This is a genomic window from Rhodobacter calidifons, from assembly GCF_011174775.1.
GTDB classification, from domain to species: Bacteria; Pseudomonadota; Alphaproteobacteria; order Rhodobacterales; family Rhodobacteraceae; genus Tabrizicola; species Tabrizicola calidifons.
Map to the genome: position 1 here is coordinate 318520 of NZ_JAANHS010000003.1, position 21133 is coordinate 339652.

General features: G+C 68.5%; 22 protein-coding genes. 9 read left to right on the top strand and 13 right to left on the bottom strand.

Annotated elements, in window-relative coordinates; translation table 11 throughout:
• From G8O29_RS06440 to G8O29_RS06450, 3 genes are read left to right on the top strand one after another with little or no spacing between them, the layout of a single operon-like run.
• Positions 1–672 carry a cell division ATP-binding protein FtsE gene (locus G8O29_RS06440; protein WP_166402458.1) on the top strand — a complete coding sequence of 224 codons (672 nt, stop codon included), beginning with the start codon at positions 1–3 and terminating at the stop codon, positions 670–672.
• A complete protein-coding gene (locus G8O29_RS06445) occupies positions 669–1565 on the top strand; it encodes a cell division protein FtsX (protein WP_166402405.1) in 897 nt (298 codons plus the stop codon). Before G8O29_RS06440 ends, G8O29_RS06445 begins: the two co-directional genes overlap by 4 nt.
• Positions 1562–2287 (top strand): lysophospholipid acyltransferase family protein, encoded by a 726-nt coding sequence (locus G8O29_RS06450; protein ID WP_166402406.1) that lies wholly within the window; start codon positions 1562–1564, stop codon positions 2285–2287. Before G8O29_RS06445 ends, G8O29_RS06450 begins: the two co-directional genes overlap by 4 nt.
• A gap of 135 nt (positions 2288–2422) precedes the next feature.
• On the opposite strand, the gene G8O29_RS06455 is transcribed toward G8O29_RS06450, so the two are convergent.
• The 6 genes from G8O29_RS06455 to G8O29_RS06480 all read right to left on the bottom strand — a co-directional run bounded on the left by G8O29_RS06455 (position 2423) and on the right by G8O29_RS06480 (position 6755).
• Positions 2423–2908 carry a hypothetical protein gene (locus G8O29_RS06455; RefSeq protein ID WP_166402407.1) on the bottom strand — a complete coding sequence of 162 codons (486 nt, stop codon included), beginning with the start codon at positions 2906–2908 and terminating at the stop codon, positions 2423–2425.
• Positions 2905–3219, bottom strand: coding sequence for a DMT family transporter (locus G8O29_RS06460; protein ID WP_166402408.1), 315 nt, complete (start codon positions 3217–3219; stop codon positions 2905–2907). Before G8O29_RS06460 ends, G8O29_RS06455 begins: the two co-directional genes overlap by 4 nt.
• Positions 3216–4175 carry an acetyl-CoA carboxylase carboxyltransferase subunit alpha gene (locus tag G8O29_RS06465; protein WP_166402409.1) on the bottom strand — a complete coding sequence of 320 codons (960 nt, stop codon included), beginning with the start codon at positions 4173–4175 and terminating at the stop codon, positions 3216–3218. The genes G8O29_RS06460 and G8O29_RS06465 overlap by 4 nt, the downstream gene beginning before the upstream one ends.
• Before the next feature lie 88 nt (positions 4176–4263).
• The gene (locus tag G8O29_RS06470; RefSeq protein WP_166402410.1) at positions 4264–5031 is read right to left on the bottom strand and encodes an FCD domain-containing protein; all 768 of its coding nucleotides are present in this window, start codon (positions 5029–5031) and stop codon (positions 4264–4266) included.
• Between the two features lie 117 nt (positions 5032–5148).
• Positions 5149–5805, bottom strand: a complete 657-nt coding sequence (locus G8O29_RS06475) for a YiaD family glycine zipper/OmpA-like lipoprotein (protein ID WP_166402411.1) — start codon at positions 5803–5805, stop codon at positions 5149–5151.
• A 119-nt stretch (positions 5806–5924) separates the two neighbouring features.
• Entirely contained in the window at positions 5925–6755 is an 831-nt protein-coding gene (locus G8O29_RS06480) for a methylated-DNA--[protein]-cysteine S-methyltransferase (protein ID WP_166402412.1), read from the bottom strand.
• Between the two features lie 99 nt (positions 6756–6854).
• On the opposite strand from G8O29_RS06480, the gene nth reads away from it, so the two are divergent.
• From nth to selD, 4 genes are all read left to right on the top strand, one after another.
• Positions 6855–7499: an endonuclease III gene (gene nth, locus G8O29_RS06485; RefSeq protein WP_166402413.1), complete on the top strand. Its 645-nt coding sequence runs from the start codon at positions 6855–6857 to the stop codon at positions 7497–7499.
• The gene (locus tag G8O29_RS06490) at positions 7496–8479 is read left to right on the top strand and encodes an adenosine kinase (protein ID WP_166402414.1); all 984 of its coding nucleotides are present in this window, start codon (positions 7496–7498) and stop codon (positions 8477–8479) included. Before nth ends, G8O29_RS06490 begins: the two co-directional genes overlap by 4 nt.
• 199 nt (positions 8480–8678) lie before the next feature.
• Positions 8679–11519: an error-prone DNA polymerase gene (locus G8O29_RS06495; protein WP_166402415.1), complete on the top strand. Its 2841-nt coding sequence runs from the start codon at positions 8679–8681 to the stop codon at positions 11517–11519.
• A gap of 477 nt (positions 11520–11996) precedes the next feature.
• Positions 11997–14174 (top strand): selenide, water dikinase SelD, encoded by a 2178-nt coding sequence (gene selD / locus G8O29_RS06500; protein ID WP_166402416.1) that lies wholly within the window; start codon positions 11997–11999, stop codon positions 14172–14174.
• Here the strand turns inward: selD and mnmH are convergent.
• On the bottom strand, positions 14164–15216 hold the full coding sequence (mnmH, locus tag G8O29_RS06505; RefSeq protein WP_166402417.1) for a tRNA 2-selenouridine(34) synthase MnmH: 1053 nt from the start codon (positions 15214–15216) through the stop codon (positions 14164–14166). The two genes, selD and mnmH, sit on opposite strands and share 11 nt — an antisense overlap.
• A gap of 100 nt (positions 15217–15316) precedes the next feature.
• On the opposite strand from mnmH, the gene G8O29_RS06510 reads away from it, so the two are divergent.
• Complete coding sequence (locus G8O29_RS06510; RefSeq protein WP_166402418.1) at positions 15317–15922, top strand: DUF1287 domain-containing protein; 606 nt, start codon at positions 15317–15319, stop codon at positions 15920–15922.
• An 86-nt stretch (positions 15923–16008) separates the two neighbouring features.
• On the opposite strand, the gene G8O29_RS06515 is transcribed toward G8O29_RS06510, so the two are convergent.
• The gene (locus tag G8O29_RS06515; RefSeq protein ID WP_166402419.1) at positions 16009–16419 is read right to left on the bottom strand and encodes a fasciclin domain-containing protein; all 411 of its coding nucleotides are present in this window, start codon (positions 16417–16419) and stop codon (positions 16009–16011) included.
• A gap of 239 nt (positions 16420–16658) precedes the next feature.
• Positions 16659–17807, bottom strand: a complete 1149-nt coding sequence (gene argE, locus G8O29_RS06520; RefSeq protein ID WP_166402420.1) for an acetylornithine deacetylase — start codon at positions 17805–17807, stop codon at positions 16659–16661.
• A gap of 164 nt (positions 17808–17971) precedes the next feature.
• Here argE and G8O29_RS06525 point away from each other — a divergent pair, with 164 nt between their 5' ends.
• The gene (locus G8O29_RS06525; protein ID WP_166402421.1) at positions 17972–18622 is read left to right on the top strand and encodes a hypothetical protein; all 651 of its coding nucleotides are present in this window, start codon (positions 17972–17974) and stop codon (positions 18620–18622) included.
• A gap of 225 nt (positions 18623–18847) precedes the next feature.
• Here G8O29_RS06525 and G8O29_RS06530 read toward each other — a convergent pair whose 3' ends face one another.
• The 4 genes from G8O29_RS06530 to G8O29_RS06545 are packed head-to-tail and all read right to left on the bottom strand — an operon-like array spanning position 18848 to position 21128.
• Positions 18848–19045: a hypothetical protein gene (locus G8O29_RS06530; RefSeq protein ID WP_166402422.1), complete on the bottom strand. Its 198-nt coding sequence runs from the start codon at positions 19043–19045 to the stop codon at positions 18848–18850.
• Between the two features lie 44 nt (positions 19046–19089).
• Positions 19090–19344, bottom strand: coding sequence for a 2Fe-2S iron-sulfur cluster binding domain-containing protein (locus G8O29_RS18785; protein ID WP_166402423.1), 255 nt, complete (start codon positions 19342–19344; stop codon positions 19090–19092).
• Positions 19307–19927 carry a hypothetical protein gene (locus tag G8O29_RS06540; protein ID WP_166402424.1) on the bottom strand — a complete coding sequence of 207 codons (621 nt, stop codon included), beginning with the start codon at positions 19925–19927 and terminating at the stop codon, positions 19307–19309. The genes G8O29_RS18785 and G8O29_RS06540 overlap by 38 nt, the downstream gene beginning before the upstream one ends.
• A complete protein-coding gene (locus G8O29_RS06545; protein ID WP_242678925.1) occupies positions 19875–21128 on the bottom strand; it encodes a Fic family protein in 1254 nt (417 codons plus the stop codon). Before G8O29_RS06545 ends, G8O29_RS06540 begins: the two co-directional genes overlap by 53 nt.
• Positions 21129–21133 lie beyond the last annotated feature (5 nt).

A 21133-nucleotide genomic window follows, 5' to 3' on the forward strand; every position in this document is an offset into this window, starting at 1 on the left:
GTGATCAGCTTCGAGAACGTGGCCTACAGCTATGGCGGGGGCGAGCTTCTGACGGATGTCTCGCTCAAGCTGGCGCCGGGGTCGTTCCACTTTCTGACCGGGCCCTCCGGCGCGGGCAAATCCACCTTCCTCAAGCTGGCCTATGCCGAGCTGCGCCCCACCTCGGGCCGGGTCATGCTGTTCGACAATGACGTGACCAGGCTGTCGCGCGACGACGTGGCGCGCACCCGCCGCCGCATCGGCATCGTGCATCAGGACTGCAAGTTCCTCGACCACATGACGCTGGCCGCCAACATGGCGCTGCCCTTCACCGTCTCGGACCGCGAAAGCAGCCCCCAGGACATGGAAGATCTGCTCGGCTGGGTCGGTCTGAAGCACCTCGCCGACGCCCTTCCCCCGCAGCTGTCGGGCGGCGAACGCCAGCGCGCGGCACTTGCCCGCGCCGTCATCGTCGATCCCGACGTGATCCTCGCGGACGAGCCCACCGGCAACGTGGACTGGGAGATGTCGCTGCGCATCCTGACGCTGCTGGTGGAACTGAACAAGATGGGCAAGACGATCCTCGTCGCCACCCACGACCTGAACCTGATCCGCCAGGCCAAGGCGCAGATCCCGGCCCGCGTGCTGCGCATCCGGTCGCATCGGGTCCAGCTTGCGGGGGCCGACCTGTGAAACTGCCCGCCGCCAAGCCCGCCTCGCCCGCCACCCGCGCGCTTCAGGTCGTCCCGCCCTCCGGCCCGACCGCCTGGCTGACGACCTTCACCGCCGGCGCGATGACCTTCCTCTGCGTCTTCGCGCTGGCCCTGTCGCTGGCCTCGGGCCGCCTGGCGAACCGCTGGTCCGAGGCGCTGGCCAGGACCGCCACCATCCGCCTGTCCGCCCCGGCCGAACAGGTCCAGATCCAGACCGACGCGATCCTTGCCACCCTGGCCACGACGCCCGGCATCGCCAGCTTCCGCGCGCTGGACGATGCCGAGACGCGCGCGCTGCTGGAACCCTGGTTCGGCCCCGGCCTGCCGGTCGAGGCGCTGCCGATCCCCCGCCTGATCCAGGTGGTCGAGGCCGACCCGCCCTATGATTCCGAAGGCCTGCGACAACGCCTTGCCGCCGAGGCCCCGGGCGCGCTTCTGGACGACCACACCCGCTGGCGCCGCCCGCTGGCCGAAGCCGCGGCACGCATCCGCCTTCTGGGGGTGCTGTCGATCGCGCTGATCGGCGGCGCCATGGCCGCGATGATCACGCTGGCCGCCCGCGCCGCGCTGGCCACCAATGCCGAGGTGATCCACGTCCTCCGCCTGGTCGGGGCCAAGGACAGCTACATCGCCCGCGCCTTCGTCCGCCGCTTCACCCTGCGCGCCCTGACCGGGGCGGCCATCGGCGCCGCCGCCGGCCTGATCGGCGTCGCGGCCCTGCCCGCCGCCGATGCCGCCGGAGGCTTCCTGACCGGCCTCGGCTTCACCGGCTGGGGCTGGCTCTGGCCGCTCGCCCTGCCGCCCCTTGCCGCGATCGTGGCCTTCTTCGCCACCCGCCGCGCCGCCTTCCAGAAACTGCGAGAGCTGACATGACCCCGATCCGCTGGCTTCTGTCGCTGGTGTTCATCGTCCAGATGTATCTGGCCATGGCGATCATGGGCGTGCTCTTCACCCCCCTCGCGCTCGCCTCGCGCCGGGGCGCGCGCTTCGCGGCCAAGACCTTCTGCCGTTGGGTGATCTTCACGCTCCGCCTCCTCTGCGGCACGCGCTGCGAGATCCGCGGCACCCCGCCCACAACCGAGGCGCTGATCGCCGCCAAGCATCAGAGCTTTCTCGACATCATCCTGATCTTCAATGCCGTCCCCGCGGCCAAGTTCATCATGAAGCGCGAGCTGATGTTCGCCCCCTTCCTGGGCCAGTACGCCCTGCGGATCGGCTGCGTCCCGGTGGACCGCGGCAAGCGCGGCGCGGCCATCGCCAGGATGAAGGCCGATGTCGCGCGTGGCGCGGCCGAGCCCGGCCAGCTCATCATCTATCCGCAAGGCACCCGCGTCGCCCCCGGCGCGATCAGACCCTACAAGGTCGGCACCGGCCTCCTCTACCAACAGCTTGGCCAACCCTGCGTGCCGGTGGCAACCAACGTCGGCATCTTCTGGCCCAGGCGCGGCATCCTCCGCAAACCCGGGCTGGCGGTTGTCGAGTTCCTCGACCCCATCGCCCCCGGCCTGCCGATCCCCGAGTTCATGGCGCGTCTGGAAGCCGAGATCGAAACGCAGTCCAACCGCCTGATGGCCGAAGCCGGCTTTCGCGGCTAGAGCGGGCAACCGACGAGAAGCCGAAGGCGCACGAGGAGGCGCCACAGGCAGGCGCCACAGGCGGCCGGGTCCGCGACACCCGCCGTAGGCCCCCCGGCCCGGAACGCGGCAAGACCTGCCCCGGCCCTGACAGGCTCAGCTCAGCGGACAGTCAGCGACCTCGACATCCAGCGCCAGCGTCGCGTCCGGCCCGAAGTCCAGACCCGAGACGTTGATATAAAGCGCCCCGGTCTCGGCCCAGACCTCCGTCACCGGCATCGTGCTTGCTGCGGGATCCACCGCAACGCTTTCGAACAGGGCGCAGTCCGTCTCGAAGCGCAGCACATAGCCGTTGAAAGCCGCCTCGAAGAACTGCCCGCTGCCGCGCGGATAGGACAGTTCGATGCGCCCCGGCAGGATCTCGACCGTCACCGGCACCACATCCAGGCCCCCGGTCAGCCCCTCGGGCTCCAGCCCGAATTCGACGCCCTGGCCCACCATCACCGTCCGCCCGCGCGCTTGCAGATAGGGGGTATCGCGGTTGTCCCAGGTCTCGACCGTGAAGGTCACCAGCCGCCCTTCCAGCGTCCCCGCCGCGCCCTGCCCCGCCAGAAGCGCCGCGAGAATCAGCCCGCGGATCATGCGAATTTCAGCGCCACGATGCCGGCGAGGATCAGCAGCACCCCCAGAACCCGCAGCAGGTTCACCGGCTCCTGAAACAGGAAGACCGCCGCAACGGCGGTCCCGATCGCCCCGATCCCGACCCAGACCGCATAGGCCGTCCCCACCGGCAGCGCCTTCATCGCGACCGACAGCAGGTAGAACGACCCCAGGGCCAGCACGATGGTCACGACCGAAGGCACCAGCCGGGTGAACCCGTCGGAAAACTTCAGACCCAGCGCCCAGCCCATTTCCAGCACACCGGCGATGACCAGAATCAGCCAGGGATTCACGCCGCCAGACCCTTCGACCCCATGTCGAGGAACTTCTGCCGCCGCTCCCGGACCAGCGTCTCGGGCTTCTTGCCGGACAGCTCGCCCAGCATCGCCTCGATCGCCTTGCCGACCGCCTCGATCGCCTCTTTCGGCGCGCGCTGCGCCCCGCCGACGGGCTCTTTCACGATCCGGTCGATGATGCCCAGCTTCTGCAGATCCTGCGCCGTCAGCCGCAGCGCCTCGGCCGCCTCGCGCATCTTCTCGGCGTCCTTCCACAGGATGCTGGCGCAGCCCTCGGGCGAGATGACGGAATAGATCGAATGTTCCAGCATCGCGACCCGGTTCGCCGTGGCAAAGGCCACCGCGCCGCCCGATCCGCCTTCGCCGATCACCACGCTGACCAGCGGCACGCCGATCGTCAGGCATTTCTCGGTGGACCGGGCGATGGCCTCGGCCTGACCGCGCTCTTCGGCGCCCTTGCCGGGATAGGCCCCCGCCGTGTCGATCAGCGTGATGACGGGCAGGCGGAAACGGTCGGCCAGGTCCATCAGCCGGATCGCCTTGCGATAGCCCTCGGGCCGTGCCATGCCGAAATTGCGCTGGATGCGCGACTTGGTGTCGTTGCCCTTCTCGTGCCCGATCACCATGACCGGCCGGTCGTTGAACCGCGCCAGCCCGCCGATCACGGCATGGTCGTCGGCAAAGGCCCGGTCCCCGGCCAGCGCGGTGAACTCGGTGAACAGCCCCTCGACATAGTCCAGGCAATGCGGCCGTTCGGGGTGGCGGGCGACCTGGCATTTCTGCCAGGGCGTCAGCGTCTTGTAGAGATCGCGCAGCGCCTGGTCGGCCTTGCGGTCCAGCGCCTCGGCCTCTTTCGTGACATCCATGCCGGGGTTGGTCCGGGCCATGGCGCGAAGTTCCTCGGCCTTGCCCTCGATGTCGGCAAGCGGCTTTTCGAAGTCGAGATACTGCATGGCGCTTCCTTTTCGGGATGGCCCCTATATGCCCGGGGGCAGGTACCGATGCAACTCGGCACTGGCGGATGCGGCAGCCGTCGGCACCTCAGCGCCCGGTCTCGTGCTCCAGCCGCTGCCGGGCGATGGCTTCGTTCTTCTCGGCGCGCATCTGGTCGTGGAAGGCCTGTTCCACAAAGGCCAGATGCGCCGTGACGGCGGCGCGCGCGGCGACCGGGTCGCGCGCCTGGATGCCCGCGTTCATCGCCCGGTGCTGGTCCAGAAGCTGGTCCCGCGTCATGCGGTTCTTGAACATGACCTGCCGGTTGTAGAACACCCCCTGCCGCAACAGCTCGAACATCGACCGCAGCATGTGCAGCATGATGACGTTGTGGCTGGCCTCGATGATCGCCATGTGGAATTCCGCATCCAGCTGCGCCTCGTCCGAAGGGTCGCGCTTCTGATGCGCCAGTTCCATCTTGCCGAAGATCGTGTCGATGACCTTCAGGTCGGTCTCCGACCCATGGACCGCCGCGCGTTCCGCCGCCAGCCCCTCCATGTCCCGCCGGAAGCTGATGTAGTCGAACACCGCCTCCTCATGCGTCGAGAACAGCCGGATCAGCGCCGGCGAAAAGGCCGAGCCCAGCACTTCGGCGACGAAGATGCCCGCCCCGGCGCGGCTGACCAGCAGCCCGGCCTCGGCCAGTTCGGCGATGGCATCGCGCAGGGAGGGGCGCGAAACGCCCAGCCGCTCGGCCAGGTCGCGCTCCGAGGGCAGACGCTCTCCCGGGCGGAGGATCCCGCGCAGGATCAGCTGCTCGATCTGGCGAACGACGGCGCTGGAAAGCTTTTCCGGCGCGACTTTCAGGAACGGCATGGCGGGGCCCCAATCACGGACGCCGATGATTGGTCCAGAAATATGACCGATTTCTCGCCGTTACAACGAAAAAGGGGCCGGAGTTGACCGGCCCCCGCTGCAACTGGTGTCGCCGGATCAGCGCGTCGGGCGGATGATGATTTCCACCCGGCGGTTCTGAGCGCGGCCCTGCGGCGTCAGGTTCGACGCGATCGGCTGGTCCTCGCCCCGGCCGAAGGCCACGATGCGGTTCCCCGGCACCCCGCTTTCGCGCAGGATCGAGGCCACGGCGACCGCGCGACGCTGCGACAGGTCCTGGTTGTAGGCGGCCGAGCCGGTGTTGTCGGTGTGGCCGATCACCTCGATCCGGCTGTTGGGATATTTCAAGAGGCTTGACGCCACGGCATTCAGGTCGCGGCGCAGGTCGGGGCGCACCGCGGCGCTGTCCACGGCGAACAGCAGGTCCTGCGGCATGTTGACGATCAGGTATTCGCCCGTGTTCGTCACCGAGATGTTCGAGTTCAGCGAACCGCGCAGTTCGGCCGCCTGCCGGTCAAGGTCGGCGCCGATGATCGCGCCGGTGCCCGCACCCAGCGCGCCACCGATGATCGCGCCTTTCAGACGGTCCTTGTCCGAGGACACCGCCGCACCCGCCACGGCGCCGGTCAGGCCGCCGATGATCGCGCCGCTGCGCTGGCGGGCGTTCGGGTCATCGGGATAGGCGTTGGGATCGACGCAGGCGGTCAGGGTCAACGCGCCGGCCACGGCCAGGATCAGGGGGGTCTTCATCATCATGTTTGCTCTCGCCTCGAAAGTGCGCCCATTGGTGGGCCTGTGCTCAGACCCCTGCCACAATACATCAACGCCGTCGATAGGCTGCCGGTTCCCTGCGCCGTCGGCAGGGTTCCGCGCATTCACAACTCTGTGCGCGCCGCCTCCCAGGCCAACATCGCGCGCTTGCGCGGCAGGCCCCAGTGATAGCCGCCCAGCCCCCCGTCCCGGCGCAAGGCCCTGTGGCACGGGATCAGAAACGAGATCGGGTTCCGCCCCACCGCCGTCCCCACCGCCCGGTGCGCCCGCGGATGGCCGATCGCGCTGGCAATGTCGGCATAGGTGGTGACATGGCCCGTGGGGATCGCCAGCAGCGCCTCCCACACCTTGATCTGGAACGGCGCGCCGATCAGGTGCAGGGGCGTCGCCCGCCCGCCGAAGGCTGCCTCGACCAGGGGAAGGATCGCCGCGCGGTCCTCCAGGTAGTCCGCCCTCGGCCAGCGCCGGGCCAGATCCTGCCACGCCGCCTCGGCTCCCACCTCATCGGCAAAGCCCATCCCGCAGATGCCCTTCTCGGTGGCCATGACCAGGGCCGGGCCGAAGGGGCTTTCATACCAGCCCCAGCGGATCGTCAGCCCCGCGCCGCCCCTGGCATAGTCGCCGGGGCTCATCGCCTCCCAGGTCAGGAACAGGTCATGCAAACGCCCCGTGCCCGACAGCCCCGTCTCCAGCGCCGTGCCAAGCAGCGTGTGGCGTTCGGCCAGCAGCCGCCGCGCATGGCCCAGAGTCAGGTACTGCTGATACCGTTTCGGGCTCACCCCGACCCACTGGCTGAAGACGCGCTGAAAATGCGCGGGGCTCATGTTCATCCGCCGGGCCAGCGCCTCCAGCGTCAGCGCGGGGCCTTCCGCGTCGATCACCTGCAAGGCGCGGCCGATCACCTGATAGTGGTAGGACGGGGATTGATCGGTCATGGCGTTCTCCTTGGCCTGGCAATCTAGTCGCACCCCGCCGGCCCCGCGACCCGTTTCCTGCGGCTTGTCGTGGCCCGCCTTTCGTGCTGCATAGGGCCCATGACCCCGCAGCTTCCCTACGCCACGCTCCGCCAGATCTTCGCCCGCTTCGCCGGGATCGAGCCCGAACCGAAGAGCGAGCTTGAACATGTCAACGCCTTCACCCTTCTCGTCGCCGTGGCGCTTTCGGCCCAGGCGACCGATGTCGGCGTGAACAAGGCCACGCGCAGGCTGTTCCAGATCGCCGACACGCCGGAAAAGATGCTTGCCCTGGGCGAGGACGGCCTCATCGAACACATCAGGACCATCGGCCTTTACCGCAACAAGGCCAGGAACGTCATCAAGCTCTCCCGCCTCCTGATCGAGACCTTCGGCGGCGAGGTCCCCTCCTCCCGCGCGGCGCTGATGACCCTGCCGGGGGTGGGGCGCAAGACCGCCAATGTCGTCCTGAACATGTGGTTCCACCACCCCGCCCAGGCCGTCGACACCCACATCTTCCGCGTCGGCAACCGCACCGGCATCTGCCCCGGCCGCGACGAGACCGCCGTCGAACGCGCCATCGAGGACAACGTGCCGGTGGAATACCAGGCCCACGCCCACCACTGGCTTATCCTGCATGGCCGGTATATCTGCACCGCGCGCAAACCCAGATGCGGCATCTGCCCGATCCGGGACTGGTGCCTATATGAGGAAAAAACCGCATGAAATCCTATCAGGTCGTCGGCATCGGCAATGCCATCGTCGATGTCTTCTCCACCGCCGATGACTCGTTCCTGGACCTGATGGGCATCCAGAAGGGCATCATGCAGCTCGTCGAACGCGAACGCGGGGAACTCCTCTACGGCGCGATGCAGAACCGCCAGCAGGCCCCCGGCGGGTCGGTGGCGAACACCCTCGCAGGCCTTGGCAACCTCGGCCTCACCACCGCCTTCATCGGCCGCGTCCACGATGACGCGCTCGGCCGCTTCTACGCCCGCAGCATGACCGAGGAAGGCACCGATTTCGTCAACCCCCCCGTCCCCGGCGGCGAACTCCCCACCTCGCGCTCGATGATCTTCGTCTCGCCGGACGGTGAGCGGTCGATGAACACCTACCTCGGCATCTCCTCCGAACTCGGCCCCGACGACGTGTCCGATTCCGTCGCGGGCAATGCCGAGATCCTGTTCCTTGAAGGCTACCTCTACGACAAGCCCAAGGGCAAACAGGCCTTCGAACGCGCGGTGGAGCTTTGCCACAAGGCCGGAGGCAAGGCCGGCATCGCGCTCTCCGACCCCTTCTGCGTCGACCGCCACAGGGGCGACTTCCGCCGCCTGGTCAAGTCGCTCGACTACGTCATCGGCAACGAACACGAATGGTGCTCGCTCTACCAGACCGACCTTTCCACCGCCCTCGAACAGGCCGCCGCCGACGCGGGCCTCGTGGTCTGCACCCGCTCCGGCCATGACGTGATCGTCGTGCGCGGCGAGGAACAGGCCGTGGTCCCCGTCCACCGCGTCGTCCCCGTGGATGCCACCGGCGCCGGAGACCAGTTCGCCGCCGGTTTCCTCTACGGCCTCGCCACCGGCCAGTCGCTCGCCACGGCAGGCCGCATGGGCTGCGTCGCCGCCGCCGAGGTCATCAGCCACTTCGGCGCCCGCCCCGAGACCGACCTCAAGGCCCTCTTCCGCAAGGAAGGCCTGATCTGACCCCATTACGCTTTCATCTGTCCCCAAATATCCCCGCCGGAGGCCATCCGAGCCGGTTGGCGCCTGCGCCAGAGGCGAGACAAAGGCTTGCGCCGCAAGGCGCTCAATTTCCAGACCGCCCCACCTTGCGAAGCCGCTGGCCAGCCGGGCGCGCCCATGGCAAAATGTTCACCATTTGTTCACGCCATGCGAGTCGCCCGTGCCCTTCGTCGAACTTTCCGCGCTGTCGAACTTCACCTTCCTCACCGGGGCCTCCCACCCCGAGGAGATGATCCTGCGCGCCGCCGAGATGGACATGCCCGCCCTCGCCATCGCCGACGTGAACTCCGTCGCAGGCATCGTCCGCGCCCACACCAGGGCACGCGAACTCGCCCGCGACGGCGGTCCCAAGGTGCGCCTGATCCCCGCCGCCCGCATCGTGCTCACCGACGGCGTCCAGGTCACGACCCTTCCCCGCGACCGTGCCGCCTGGGGCCGCCTCTGCCGCCTCCTCAGCCAGGGCCGCCTCCGCGCCGCCAAGGGCGACTGCACGCTTCACCTCACAGACCTCCTCGACTGGGGCGAGGGGATGGAGATGCTCCTCCTCCCCCCCGACCAGCGCCTGACGCTGGCCGAAACCGGCACCACCGCCGACCCGAAACTCTGGCAGGCCCATGCCCGAAGCCTCGCCCAACGCTTCCCCGGCCAGGTCTCCCTCGCCATGGCCCCGCGCTACGACGGCCAGGACGCGACCCGCTTCCGGCATCTCACCCGCCTCGCCGAAACGCTGAACATCCCCACCGTGGCCACCGGCCTGCCCTTCCTGCACCACGGCAAACGCCGCCGCCTCGCCGATGTCCTGACCGCGATCCGCCTGGGCGTCCCGGTGGACAGGCTCGGCCGCCGGGCGCTGCCGAACAACGAAGGCCGCCTGCGGTCACACACCGAAATGCTGCGCCTCTTCGCCGGTCACGAGGCCTCCGTCCACCGCGCCGGAGAGATCGCCCAGCGCGCCGCCTTCTCGCTGGACGAGCTGCAATACCAATACCCCTCCGAAGTCACCGGCGGCGAAACCGCCGCCCAGCGCCTCGCCCGCCTGGCCGAGGCGGGCCTGAACTGGCGCTATCCCGAAGGCCCGCCCGACAGGGTCCGCGCCCAGATGGCCCACGAACTCGCCCTGATCGCCAAGCTGAAATACGAACCCTATTTCCTCACCGTCCACGACATCGTGGACTTCGCCCGCAAACGCGGCATCCTCTGCCAGGGCCGCGGCTCGGCTGCAAATTCCGTCGTCTGCTATGCGCTGGGCGTGACCTCCGTCTCGCCGGAAATCGGCACCATGGTCTTCGAACGCTTCATCAGTGAGGCGCGGAACGAACCCCCCGACATCGACGTCGATTTCGAACACGAACGCCGGGAAGAGGTGATCCAGCACATCTACGAAAAATACGGCCGCCACCGCGCAGGCCTTTGCGCGACCGTGATCCACTACCGCGGCAAACGCGCCGTGCGCGAAGTCGGCCGCGCCATGGGCCTCAGCGAGGACACCCTCGCCGCCATGTCCAGCCAGATCTGGGGCTGGGGCGGCCCCGGTGCCGTGACCGAAACGCGGCTGAAGGAAATCGGCCTCGACCCCGCCGACCGCCGCCTTCGCCAGACCATGCAGCTCATCGACGAAATCCAGGGCTTCCCCCGCCACCTGAGCCAGCACGTCGGCGGCTTCATCATCACCGAAGGCCGCCTCGACGAGCTCTGCCCCGTCGAAAACGCCACGATGGAGGACCGCACCGTCATCCCCTGGGACAAGGACGACATCGACACGCTGAAGATCCTGAAGGTGGACATCCTGGCGCTCGGGATGCTGTCCTGCATCCGCAAGGCCTTCGACCTCCTCCAGCAACACCATCACCAGCACTTCACCCTGGCAACCCTGCCCCCGGAAGACCCGGAGACCTACCGGATGCTCTGCCGGGCCGACTCGCTTGGCGTCTTTCAGGTGGAATCCCGCGCCCAGATGAACTTCCTGCCCCGGATGCGCCCGAAATGCTTCTACGACCTCGTGATCCAGGTCGCGATCATCCGCCCGGGGCCCATCCAGGGCGACATGGTCCACCCCTTCCTGCGGCGGCGGAACGGACAGGAACAGGTCAGCTTCCCCTCGGACGAACTGGGCCGCGTGCTGGGGAAAACCCTCGGCGTGCCGCTCTTTCAGGAACAGGCCATGCAGATCGCCATCGTCGGCGCGGGCTTCACGCCCGAGGAAGCCGACCGCCTGCGCCGCTCGCTTGCCACGTTCAAGAAACACGGATCGGTCAGCGAATTCCACGACCGTTTCATCGGCGGGATGCTGGCCCGCGGCTATGACGAGGATTTCGCCAAACGCTGCTTTGCCCAGATCGAAGGCTTCGGCAGCTACGGCTTCCCCGAAAGCCATGCGGCCAGCTTCGCGCTCCTCGTCTATGCCAGCGCCTGGATCAAGCGCCACCACCCCGGCATCTTCGCCTGCGCGCTTCTCAACTCGCAACCGATGGGCTTCTACGCCCCGGCCCAGATCGTCCGCGATGCGCGCGAACACGGCGTGACCGTCCTGCCGCCCTGCATCAACGCCAGCCACTGGGACAACCGGATGGAATGGCTCGACCGCCCCGGACAGCCGCCCGAACTGGCCTTGCGCCTCGGCTTCCGGCAGATCAAGGGCATCGCGGAAGAGGACGCCCGCTGGATCACCGGCGCGCGCGGCAACGGCTACCAGACGGTCGAAGACGTCTGGCGCCGCGCCGGGGTCAGCCCCGCCACACTGACCCGCCTCGCCGAAGCCGACGCCTTCGCGGCCCTCGGCCTTTCCCGCCGCGACGCGCTCTGGGCCGCCGAGGCGCTGGCCGAAGGCAGGCCCCTGCCGCTCTTCGCCGGGGACCTGGACGGCGAGGGGATCGTGGAGCCCGCCATCACCTTCCGCGAGATGACCCTGGGCGAGGCGGTGGTCGAGGACTACGTCGCCATGCGCCTGACCCTGCGCTCTCACCCGATGGCGCTGCTCCGCCCCTGGCTGGAGGCTGCCTGAAAGGGGGAGCCGTCCTCAGGGCATCGAGCCCTTCGGACGGCGCATCCGCGGGACAGTCGGACAGGTCTGCGCCAGAGGCCGATGTCGCTGCCTCCGGCGGGAGTATTTTCGACGTGAGCAAATGCCATTCGGATTTCCTTAACCAATCTCTGATGCACTGCGCAGGCGGTACAGGGAGGAGTCCCGATGACCGCACGTGGGCAAGTCGTCCCGGCGGCGTGGGAAGCTCTCCCTTCGCACTGTAAGAGGTGCCGACCGCCGGGGCGCATTGCCTGCCACATTCCCATGCCTTGCCCATGTCCCAAATACTCCCGCCGGAGGCATCCGCCCTCTCCACCTCTCGCCCCCGGCAGTCATCCTTCCGAGACAGCGCTGTCCGAGGGGTTCGATGCCCCGAGGACAGCTCCCCCGCCCGGGGAATGGCCTTTCCGCGCGCGCTGCGCTAAGCCTGCCGCAGCCAGCCGACATGAGCCGCCGATGACCCCCCTTTTTCCCCAGATCAAGGACCTCGTGCTGATCGGCGGCGGGCATAGTCATGCGCTGATCCTGCGGATGTGGGGGATGAATCCGCTGCCCGGCACCCGCCTCACCCTGATCAATCCCGACCCCGCCGCGCCCTACACGGGCATGCTGCCCGGCCTGATCGCCGGGCATTACCGGCGGGAAGAGCTGATGATCGACCTCGTCCGCCTCGCCCGCTTTGCCGGGGCCCGGCTGATCCTGGACCGCGCCACGGGCATCGACCGCGACGCGCGCCTGGTCCACCTCGCCGGTCGCCCGCCCCTGTCCTACGACATCGCCGCCATCGACATCGGCATCACCTCCGGCCTCCCCGGCCAGCCCGACGTCATCGCCGCCAAGCCGCTCGGCCCCTATGCCACCGCCTGGGAGACCTTCCTCGCCCGCCGTCCGGCCAGGCCCCAGATCACCATCCTCGGCGCGGGGCTTGGCGGCGTGGAACTCGCACTCGCTTCGGCCCACCGCCTGCGTGGGCTCGGGGCCAAAGCCGAGGTGACCCTGATCGACCGCAGCACGCGGTTCCTGCCCGCCCTCTCGCCCCGCGCCCAGAGCGCGATCCGCCACCGGCTGGCCGAGGCCGGCATCACGCTTCTCCTCGGCACCACAGCCACCGAAATCGCCCCCGGCCGGATCACCCTGTCCGACGGTCGGACCCTGGGTTCGGACTTCACCCTCTCGGCCACCGGCGCCCGACCGCATCCCTGGCTGGCTGCGACCGGCCTCGACCACCGCGAGGGCTTCCTCGTCACCGATGCCTGCCTGCGCACCTCCGACCCGCGGATCTTCGCCAGCGGCGACTGCGCCAGCCTTCCCGTCCCGCGCCCCAAGGCCGGGGTCTTCGCCGTCCGCGCCGCGCCCGTCCTGCATCACAACCTCGTCGCCAGCCTCACCAGCCGCCCGCTGCGCCCCTTCCGGCCCCAGCGCGACTACCTCAAGCTCGTCTCGCTGGGCGAGCGCAGCGCGCTTGCCGAGAAATGGGGGCTCACCGCCATCGGCCCGCGGCTCTGGCGCCTGAAGGACCGGATCGACCGCCAATTCATGGATCGCTTCGACGCCTATCCGGCCATGCCCCGCCCCGCGCCTCCCGCCAGGCAGACGCAGGGCCTGGCCGCCCGTCTCGACCGACGCCCGCTCTGCGGCGGCTGCGGCGCCAAGCTCGGTCCCCACGTGCTGGCCGGGGCGCTCGCCCCCCTGCCGGCCCCGGCGCGGGCCGAGGTCCGCTCTGGCCCAGGCGACGATGCCGCCGTCCTCTCGCTGCCGGGCGGGGGCTTCCAGGTCCTGACCACCGACCACCTGCGCGCCTTCTGCAACGACCCCCGGCTCATGGCCCGCATCGCGGCGCTGCATGCCATGGGCGATGTCCTTGCCATGGGCGCCGCCCCCCAGGTCGCGCTGGCGCAGATCACGCTGCCCCCCCTCGGGCCCGAGCTGCAATCCCGCATGCTGGCCGAGATCATGGACGAGGCCGCCGCCACCTTCCGCGACGCCGGGGCCGACATCGTGGGCGGCCATTCCACCGAAGGGGCCGAGCTGACCATCGGCTTCACCGTCACCGGCACCGCGACCCGCACCATCGGCAAGGGAGGGGCGAACCCCGGCGACGCGCTGATCCTGACGAAGCCCCTCGGCTCCGGCACCATCCTCGCCGCCGAGATGGCCCTCGCCCGGCCGCCCGGCCGGCTGATGGGGGAAGTCTGGGCCGCCTGCATCGGGCAGATGACCCGCGCGCAAGGGTCGGCCGCCGCGATCCTGACGCCGCACGCCACGGCCATGACCGATGTCACCGGCTTCGGCCTTGCCGGGCACCTTCTGGAACTGCTCGACGCCTCGCAGAGCGCCGCCACCCTCCGGCTGACAGACATCCCCCTCATGCCCGGCGTGCTGGAGCTTGCGCGTCAGGGCCATGGATCCTCCTTGCAACCGGCGAACCTTGCCGCCGTCTCCTGGCGGATGACCGCCCCGCAAGACCCGCGCGTGGACCTCCTGAGCGATCCGCAGACCGCCGGGGGCCTGCTTGCCGCCGTGCCGTCCGATCAGGCCGAAACGCTTCTGGCCGCCCTCAAGGCCGCTGGCCATGACGCCGCGCTCATCGGCACCGTCACTGCGGGGCCGCCGCACCTGACCGTCAGCGCGTAAGGCCCCGCACCGCCTCGGCCACCCGGGCCGCCAGCCCCGGCAAGGCCTCGGGCCGCAGGTCATCGGCTGCCACCTCCGCCACCGGCACCGCCATCCGCGCCCGGTGCTTGCCGTAGCGGGGGTCGTAATGCCGCTCCATCAGGCTTTCGGCCAGCGCCGCATGAGCCCCCGCCGCGGCCATGGCCAGCCAGTCCGCGATCACTTCGCGCGGATGCAGGGGCCGCAGCAGCGCCACCGTCGCCGCCAGCCTTTCGGCGTCACGGGTCAGATCGGCATAGGCCCGCGCCAGATACTCCGCCCGCACAGGCCGCGGGGCCGCAATCGCCACCCGCGGGGCCGCGACCATCGCCTTCCAGATCTCCGGCGGCAGACGACAATTGCCGATCTTCGAACTTTCCGCCTCCACCACCACGGGCCGCGACGGGTCCAGACCGGCCAGGGCCAGGGCCAGCGCCGCCTCGAAGGCCTTCTGCGACGGCTGCTCCCCCAGCGCCCCGAACAGCGACCCGCGATGCCGTGCCAGCCCCTCGAGGTCGATCACCTGCACCCCGAAGCCGGGCAGCAGGTTCAGCACCTCCGTCTTGGCCGAGCCCGTGTTTCCGTCCAGCACCACCACCGGCGCGCGGACCGGCGTGTCATAGACCTCGCGCACCACCAGCCCGCGCCAGGCCTTGTAGCCGCCCGCCAGCGTCTCGACCCGCCAGCCGATCTGGGACAGGATGGTCGCGAACGACCCCGACCGCTGCCCGCCGCGCCAGCAATAGACCAGCGGGCGCCAGCCCCCCGGCTTGTCGGCCAGAGGCCCCTGAAGATGCGCGGCGGCATTCTTCGCCACCAGCGCCGCGCCGATCTTGCGCGCGGTGAAGGGCGAGACCTGCTTGTAGATCGTCCCCACCCGCGCCCGCTCCTCGTCGTCCAGCACGGGCAGGCTGATCGCGCCGGGCAGATGATCCTCGGCATATTCCGCAGGCGCGCGGACGTCGATGATGTCATCGAAGCCATGCGCCGCCAGATCGGCAAGAGAGGTGAGTGTAACGGCCATCACGAAACTCTTACCGACCCCGGCGGAAAGGCGCCAGACTGAGCGGATCACGGAAAATCCTGACTACCCACGGGGCCGTGAACAGGGCATGATTCGCGCCATGCGGTCCCTGTGCCTCATCCTGTCCCTGTCGCTGGCCGCCCCTGCCTTTGCGGGGTCCGAACCCTCGCGCCTGACCGCCGCCGCGCGGGATCAGGTGGGGGTGACGGTGACCTACGACCCGGCCTATGCCGCGCTGGAGTTTCCGGGCGGCGACATCCCGCGCGACCGGGGCGTCTGCACCGATGTCGTGATCCGCGCGTTGCGTGACGGCTGGGGGATCGACCTGCAACTGGCGGTGAACCGCGACATGAAGGCGGCGTTCTCGGCCTATCCCGCGCTCTGGGGCCTTGCCCGGCCCGACCGCAACATCGACCATCGGCGGGTGCCGAACCTCCAGACGCTGTTCGACCGGATCGGGGCAGGGCTGCCGCTGGACGAAGGCCCAAGGCCCTACCTGCCCGGCGACATCGTGACGTGGAAGCTGCCCGGCAACCTCGACCATATCGGCATCGTCTCGGATCGTCGCACCGCGACGGGCATTCCCCTGATCCTGCACAATATCGGCGCGGGCGTGAAGGAAGAGGACATCCTCTTCGCCTATCCGATGACCGGGCACTACCGGATCGGCCAGGCTCAGGCCGAACGGCTTAAGGCGCTGATGTAGGTCGGGCTTCAGCCCGACTCTTCCTGCGAACCGCATGAAAAAGGGGGCCACCGGCCCCCGAACTCGTTACCGTCGCTGTCCGCTGGTCAGGCGGGCATCATCACGGTGTCGATGACGTGGATGACCCCGTTCGAGGCCCCCAGATCGGCCGAGCTGACCTTGGCCTTGCCGACGTGGACGGACCCGTCCTTGCCGGTCACGGTGACCTTCTCTCCGCCCAGCGTGGCGATTTCGGCGGTCTTGCCGGTGAACTCCGACGCCATGTGCTTGCCGGACACGACGTGCAGTTTCAGGATCGCCACCAGCTTGTCCTTGTTCGCGGGCAGGACCAGGTCTTCGACGGTGCCCTTGGGCAATTTGGCGAAGGCGTCGTTCGACGGGGCGAAGACCGTGAAGGGTCCGGTGCCGCCCAGGGCAGAGGTCAGGTTGGCCGCAGTCAGCGCGGTCACAAGCGTCGAGAAAGCCGGGTTTCCGGCAGCCGTTTCAACAATGTTCATGAAAGTCCTTTTGTGCGGACGGATGGCCCGCTTCCTTGAAGATGGGGCGCCGCTGGCGGATTGTTAGGGGCGCGCCGGATATATCTGCTGCGGCGCAGAGAAACCGGCGCTTTCCCGCCGCATCTGGCCTGCGGTGTGGGACGGATGGCGCTTGGGCATCGGTAAACAAATGCCTAACGCCCACAGCCAACCCATTGATTTTCAACACTCGAAAAACCGCGCCACGCGCGGCGCGGCACTCAGAACCCCGCCTCCAGCCGCTCCACCAGCGCCGCCAGCATCCCCCGGCACCGCTCCACCTGCTCGACCGAGACCCATTCGTCCGGCTTGTGCCCCTGGGCCATCGACCCCGGCCCGCAGATCACGGTGGGCACCCCCAGCCGCTGATCGAACAGCCCGCCTTCCGTCCCGAAGGCGACCTTCATCGTCCCGTTCGCCCCCGTCAGCCCCTGGACGAACCGCACCACCTCGGCATCCGTCGGCGTCCCGAGGCCGGGGTAGTCCCACAGCCGCTCCACCACGATCGCCGCCTCCGGGAACTCCCCGCGCAGGGGTGCCACGATCGCCTCGGCCTCCGCCTCCAGCCGCCGGATCAGCCCCGCCACATCTTCCCCGGCCAGTGACCGGATCTCGAAGTCCAGGGTCGCATGGTTCGGCACGATGTTGACCTGCACGCCCCCCTGCATCTTCCCCACATGCAGGGTCGGATAGGGCACGTCATAGTCCCCATCCCGCAGCCCGGTCGCCGCCACCTCGGCCTGCACCCGCCGGACCGCCGCCAGGAAATCCCCCGCCAGATGCAGCGCGTTCAAGGCCAGAGGCGCCAGCGCCGAATGCCCCTCGCGCCCCCGGCAGGTTGCCCGCAGCGCCACCTTCCCCTTGTGCCCCGTCGCCACCTGCATCCCCGTCGGCTCGCCCACGATGCAGAACCGCGGCCGCTCCGGCGCCCGTGCCAGAAGGTCGATCAGGCTGCGCACCCCCATGCAGCCGATCTCCTCGTCATAGGACAGCGCCAGATGCAGCGGCACCTTCAGCGGCCGCCGCGCCGCCAGCAGCATCGCCTCGATGGCGCAGGCGACAAAGCCCTTCATGTCGGCCGCACCGCGCCCGTAATACCGCCCGTCCGCCTCGGTCAGCGCGAAGGGCGGCACGGTCCAGTCCTGCCCCTCGACCGGCACCACATCGGTATGCCCCGACAGCATGACGCCGCCCCCCCCCATGGGCCCGGTCGTGGCATACAGGTTCGCCTTCCCGGCTGCGGCATCCGGCACCAGCGTCACCGTCAGCCCCGCACCTTCCAGCAGCGCGCGGACATGGTCCATCAACGCCATGTTCGGCCGGTGACTGACCGTATCGAAAGCCAGAAGCCGCTCCAGGATCTCACGCATGACTTGGTCTCTCCCCTCCCTCCTGCTACCGTGAATTCGGACGGTCGGAAAGCGGGGTTGCTCCACCTTCCGCCCTTGTCTCCCGCCGCGCGCTTTGCCAGTGTCCCGGCATGCGAGCCCAAAGCCGAACCAGACGCCTTCTGGCGCCGACCCTCGCCACCCTCATGGGGACGGGCAGTGCCTGCTGGGCCGAAGCCGCCAACCTTGCGCCGACCGAATCAAGCCAGTCCGGACCCGCCGCGCGCGTCGTGCTGGCGCACAGCCTCTATCAGGCGGCGATCGAGCAGGGCGACCCGGTCCTTCTGGTGGCCGCGATCCGGCTTGCCCGCGGTATCACCCTGCGCCCTGTGACCGGCTGGACCCGGACAACCGCGGGTGCCGCGGCCCCGGACCAGCCCGCCGGACGGCCCGCGCCGCCGGACCCGGCATCGCCAGAGGTACTGGCCATGGCCGAAGCGCTTGCCGACGAAGATCCGACGCTGCAGGATCTGGTCTACGGCATCGTCGCGCAAGTTCCCCACGGCCGCCAAGCAACTGCGATCGAGGCCCGAGCCGAGCTGGCCGGAGGCCAGATCGACACCTGGCGGGTCGCGCTGTCGGGCGATGTTCCGGCAGAGTTCGGCCTGATCGGCGATGGCGATACGGATCTCGGCCTGTCGGTGCTGGACGAGGGCGGCAATGTCGTGTGCAGCGTCTCGCCAGGCAAACCGGCCGCGCTGTGCCGTTTTACCCCCGCTCGCAACGGCTTTTTCGATGTCAGGGTGGAAAGCATCGGCATGCAGCGGAACAGTTATCGTCTGGTCGGAGGCGGTTAGGGTCGGTCTCGGCTGATTGCCGACCCTCGGGCGGTTTTCCGGTTTGATCACGAGGCGCCCCTCGCCGTTTCGACCGGGCGCGACGCAGCACTCCCGCGGAGCATTTCGGCTTCAGGGCGGGGCTGAGGCGGTCCGGCAAAGCTTCGCGCTCTGGGGCCTGATGCGTGACCGCCCGTCGACGGCAAGCTTGGTTGATGGGCAAATGCGACCAGACGGCGGCGGCGATCATCGCCAACCCGAACACCACAAGGGCCGCCGATACGCCGGGGTCGCGGTGAGGCGCATCGGGGCAGCAAGGATCGTCGTCGTGCCGAAGGCGACAAAGCCTGTCCGCATGAACCGGGCATTCGGCATGTTCAGCCCGGCAAGCTCGCTGACGCTGCGGGTGATCGAGGAATAGTCCGGGTGCGACAGGAACAGCACGATGACGGCGGCCGCGATGAAGGAGATGATCCCCGCCAGTGCGATCAGGCCGGGGCCGGAGACAGTGACACGGACCCTTTGCTGAAGCGGACGGGGCCGGTCAGCCGGGTGATGCAGGCAGGGACGATCCCCGCCGCAAGGTCGGCGGGCGAAACGCTGTTCGGCGTATCGAGCGCCACATGCTTTGCCCCCTCCACCAGCCGGACGGTGCAGGACCCGCAGCCGCCCGTGAGACAGGAAAAGTCGATGGTTTGACCTGCATCAAGCGCTGCATCGAGAAGGCTTTGTCCGGGCAGCACGTGAAACGCGGTCAGAGTCGAGCAGGGTCGAGAACAGCGCCTCCAGCCCGCGTAGAACCCTGGGATGCGTGGTACGCGTCGCCCGGCCGCCAACGACGTCGCCCGCCAGGGGCGGGTTGATGCTGACAACCCCGTTCTCATAGAAGCTGAACCGGTTCTTGCCCGACATCTGCGCCACGACGAGACCGAGACAAGCGAACAGGAACGAGCGGGTCCGCTGCGTGAACTCGACGGGCTTGGCAACCTCGTTCGAGACCCAGACGGGAACGTAGGAGACCCGCCTTTCATATCCGCGGCTCTTCAGATCGCGGATCAGCTCCTCCTGAACGTTTCGTACCTTCGTTGACGAGTAATGACCTACGAGGGTTACCGACTTGCCCAGAGTGATGATGTCGTCGACAGCGCCGGCAAAGGAATCGACGCCGCCGGAGAAGAGCGCCACCTCATCGTTTTCCTGGAAGGCGTCGAGAAGCTCCGGAAAATACAGCTCTCGCGGCTGCACCGGCGCTTCCGCTTTGCGGAAACTGAACTCATAGCTGTCGTCGGACAGGAATCCGAGCGTATCGAGGAGGAGCTCCTGCACATCTGTACGCTGCCAGACCTCGGGGTGACGCACGGGGATCGAGAAGGTCAGACTTCGGCGCCAGTCTTCCCCGAAATTCGTGAGCATGGCAGACCCACGTGCGATGCGCTGATCGGCGCAGTACACATAGGCCGCCACTTCGAGGAGGTCGATCAACAGGTCGGGAATGTTCCCGATCATCGAGCGGCTGATGTAGTCGATCCTCAGATTGACGTTCTTGCCGGGCTCGCTGACGTTCATCGCGAGCGCATCGGCCTCGGATGCCTGCGGCACGCCGCATTCGATCAGGCAGCCGCTGCGCCGCCGCGGGAATGCCGATGATCGGCTTTTGCTGAAGCAACTGGTGGACCCGGAGCGCGGATGCGGCCGGGCGCCCGAGATTCTCGATCCGGTGCCGATCGGCTTCGAACAGCGCGAGGATTTCGCGCGCCCCCTCTGATGCCTGCAGAGACGTCTCGGCGATGCCGTCGAGGAAGAACTCCAACCATGTCTCCCAGTCGCCGTTCTCACGGACCTGCTGCAGAAGGTCGTAGAACTGGCGGCGATGCGTCTTGAAGTAGAGGCTGAGATACAGGACCGGCTCCTTCAGGATGCCCTGCGTGCAGAGAAGGAAGGTGATCAGCAGGCGGCCGAGGCGGCCGTTTCCGTCGAGGAACGGATGGATGGTCTCGAACTGCACATGGACGAGCCCGGCCTTGATGAGGGTCGGCATCTCCGGAGTGTCGGTATGGATGAACGCCTCCAGGTCCGACATGAGGTCGAGGACGTTCTCGGGGGGCGGCGGTACGAAGAGCGCATTGCCCGGCCGCGTTCCGCCAATCCAGTTCTGCGAACGTCGGAACTCTCCCGGCTGCTTCGTGCTCCCGCGTCCCTTTTCGAGAAGGATGGCGTGGATTTCCCGAAGCAGGTGCAGGGAAAGCGGAAAGCCCTCGCGGATCCTGTCGAGGCCATGGTTCATGGCGGCGACGTAGTTGGAAACCTCCTGCACGTCGTCGAGCGGGACGCCCGGCGCTTCCTCGCTCTCGAACAGCAGGAGATCGGAGAGCGACGACTGCGTGCCCTCGATCTGCGAGGACAGCAGCGCCTCCTTGCGGACGTACATGTAGAGAAAGAGCGGGGTGTCGGGCAGGATGGAGGTCACGCCATCGAGCCGGCCGATCGCGCGGTTCGCGCGCTCGAGCTGACGGTAGAGCCGGTCCATCCTCA

Bases quoted from the DNA above. Each gene is read 5' to 3' on its own strand.
- G8O29_RS06510 (WP_166402418.1), top strand. From the start codon at position 15,317: ATGCGGTCCCTGTGCCTCATCCTGTCCCTGTCGCTGGCCGCCCCTGCC.
- G8O29_RS06525 (WP_166402421.1), top strand. From the start codon at position 17,972: ATGGGGACGGGCAGTGCCTGCTGGGCCGAAGCCGCCAACCTTGCGCCG.
- G8O29_RS06465 (WP_166402409.1), bottom strand. From the start codon at position 4,175: ATGCAGTATCTCGACTTCGAAAAGCCGCTTGCCGACATCGAGGGCAAG.
- mnmH (WP_166402417.1), bottom strand. From the start codon at position 15,216: ATGGCCGTTACACTCACCTCTCTTGCCGATCTGGCGGCGCATGGCTTC.
- nth (WP_166402413.1), top strand. From the start codon at position 6,855: ATGACCCCGCAGCTTCCCTACGCCACGCTCCGCCAGATCTTCGCCCGC.
- G8O29_RS06455 (WP_166402407.1), bottom strand. From the start codon at position 2,908: ATGATCCGCGGGCTGATTCTCGCGGCGCTTCTGGCGGGGCAGGGCGCG.
- G8O29_RS06470 (WP_166402410.1), bottom strand. From the start codon at position 5,031: ATGCCGTTCCTGAAAGTCGCGCCGGAAAAGCTTTCCAGCGCCGTCGTT.
- argE (WP_166402420.1), bottom strand. From the start codon at position 17,807: ATGCGTGAGATCCTGGAGCGGCTTCTGGCTTTCGATACGGTCAGTCAC.
- G8O29_RS06490 (WP_166402414.1), top strand. From the start codon at position 7,496: ATGAAATCCTATCAGGTCGTCGGCATCGGCAATGCCATCGTCGATGTC.
- G8O29_RS06450 (WP_166402406.1), top strand. From the start codon at position 1,562: ATGACCCCGATCCGCTGGCTTCTGTCGCTGGTGTTCATCGTCCAGATG.
- G8O29_RS06515 (WP_166402419.1), bottom strand. From the start codon at position 16,419: ATGAACATTGTTGAAACGGCTGCCGGAAACCCGGCTTTCTCGACGCTT.
- G8O29_RS06545 (WP_242678925.1), bottom strand. From the start codon at position 21,128: ATGGACCGGCTCTACCGTCAGCTCGAGCGCGCGAACCGCGCGATCGGC.
- G8O29_RS06480 (WP_166402412.1), bottom strand. From the start codon at position 6,755: ATGACCGATCAATCCCCGTCCTACCACTATCAGGTGATCGGCCGCGCC.
- selD (WP_166402416.1), top strand. From the start codon at position 11,997: ATGACCCCCCTTTTTCCCCAGATCAAGGACCTCGTGCTGATCGGCGGC.
- G8O29_RS06475 (WP_166402411.1), bottom strand. From the start codon at position 5,805: ATGATGATGAAGACCCCCCTGATCCTGGCCGTGGCCGGCGCGTTGACC.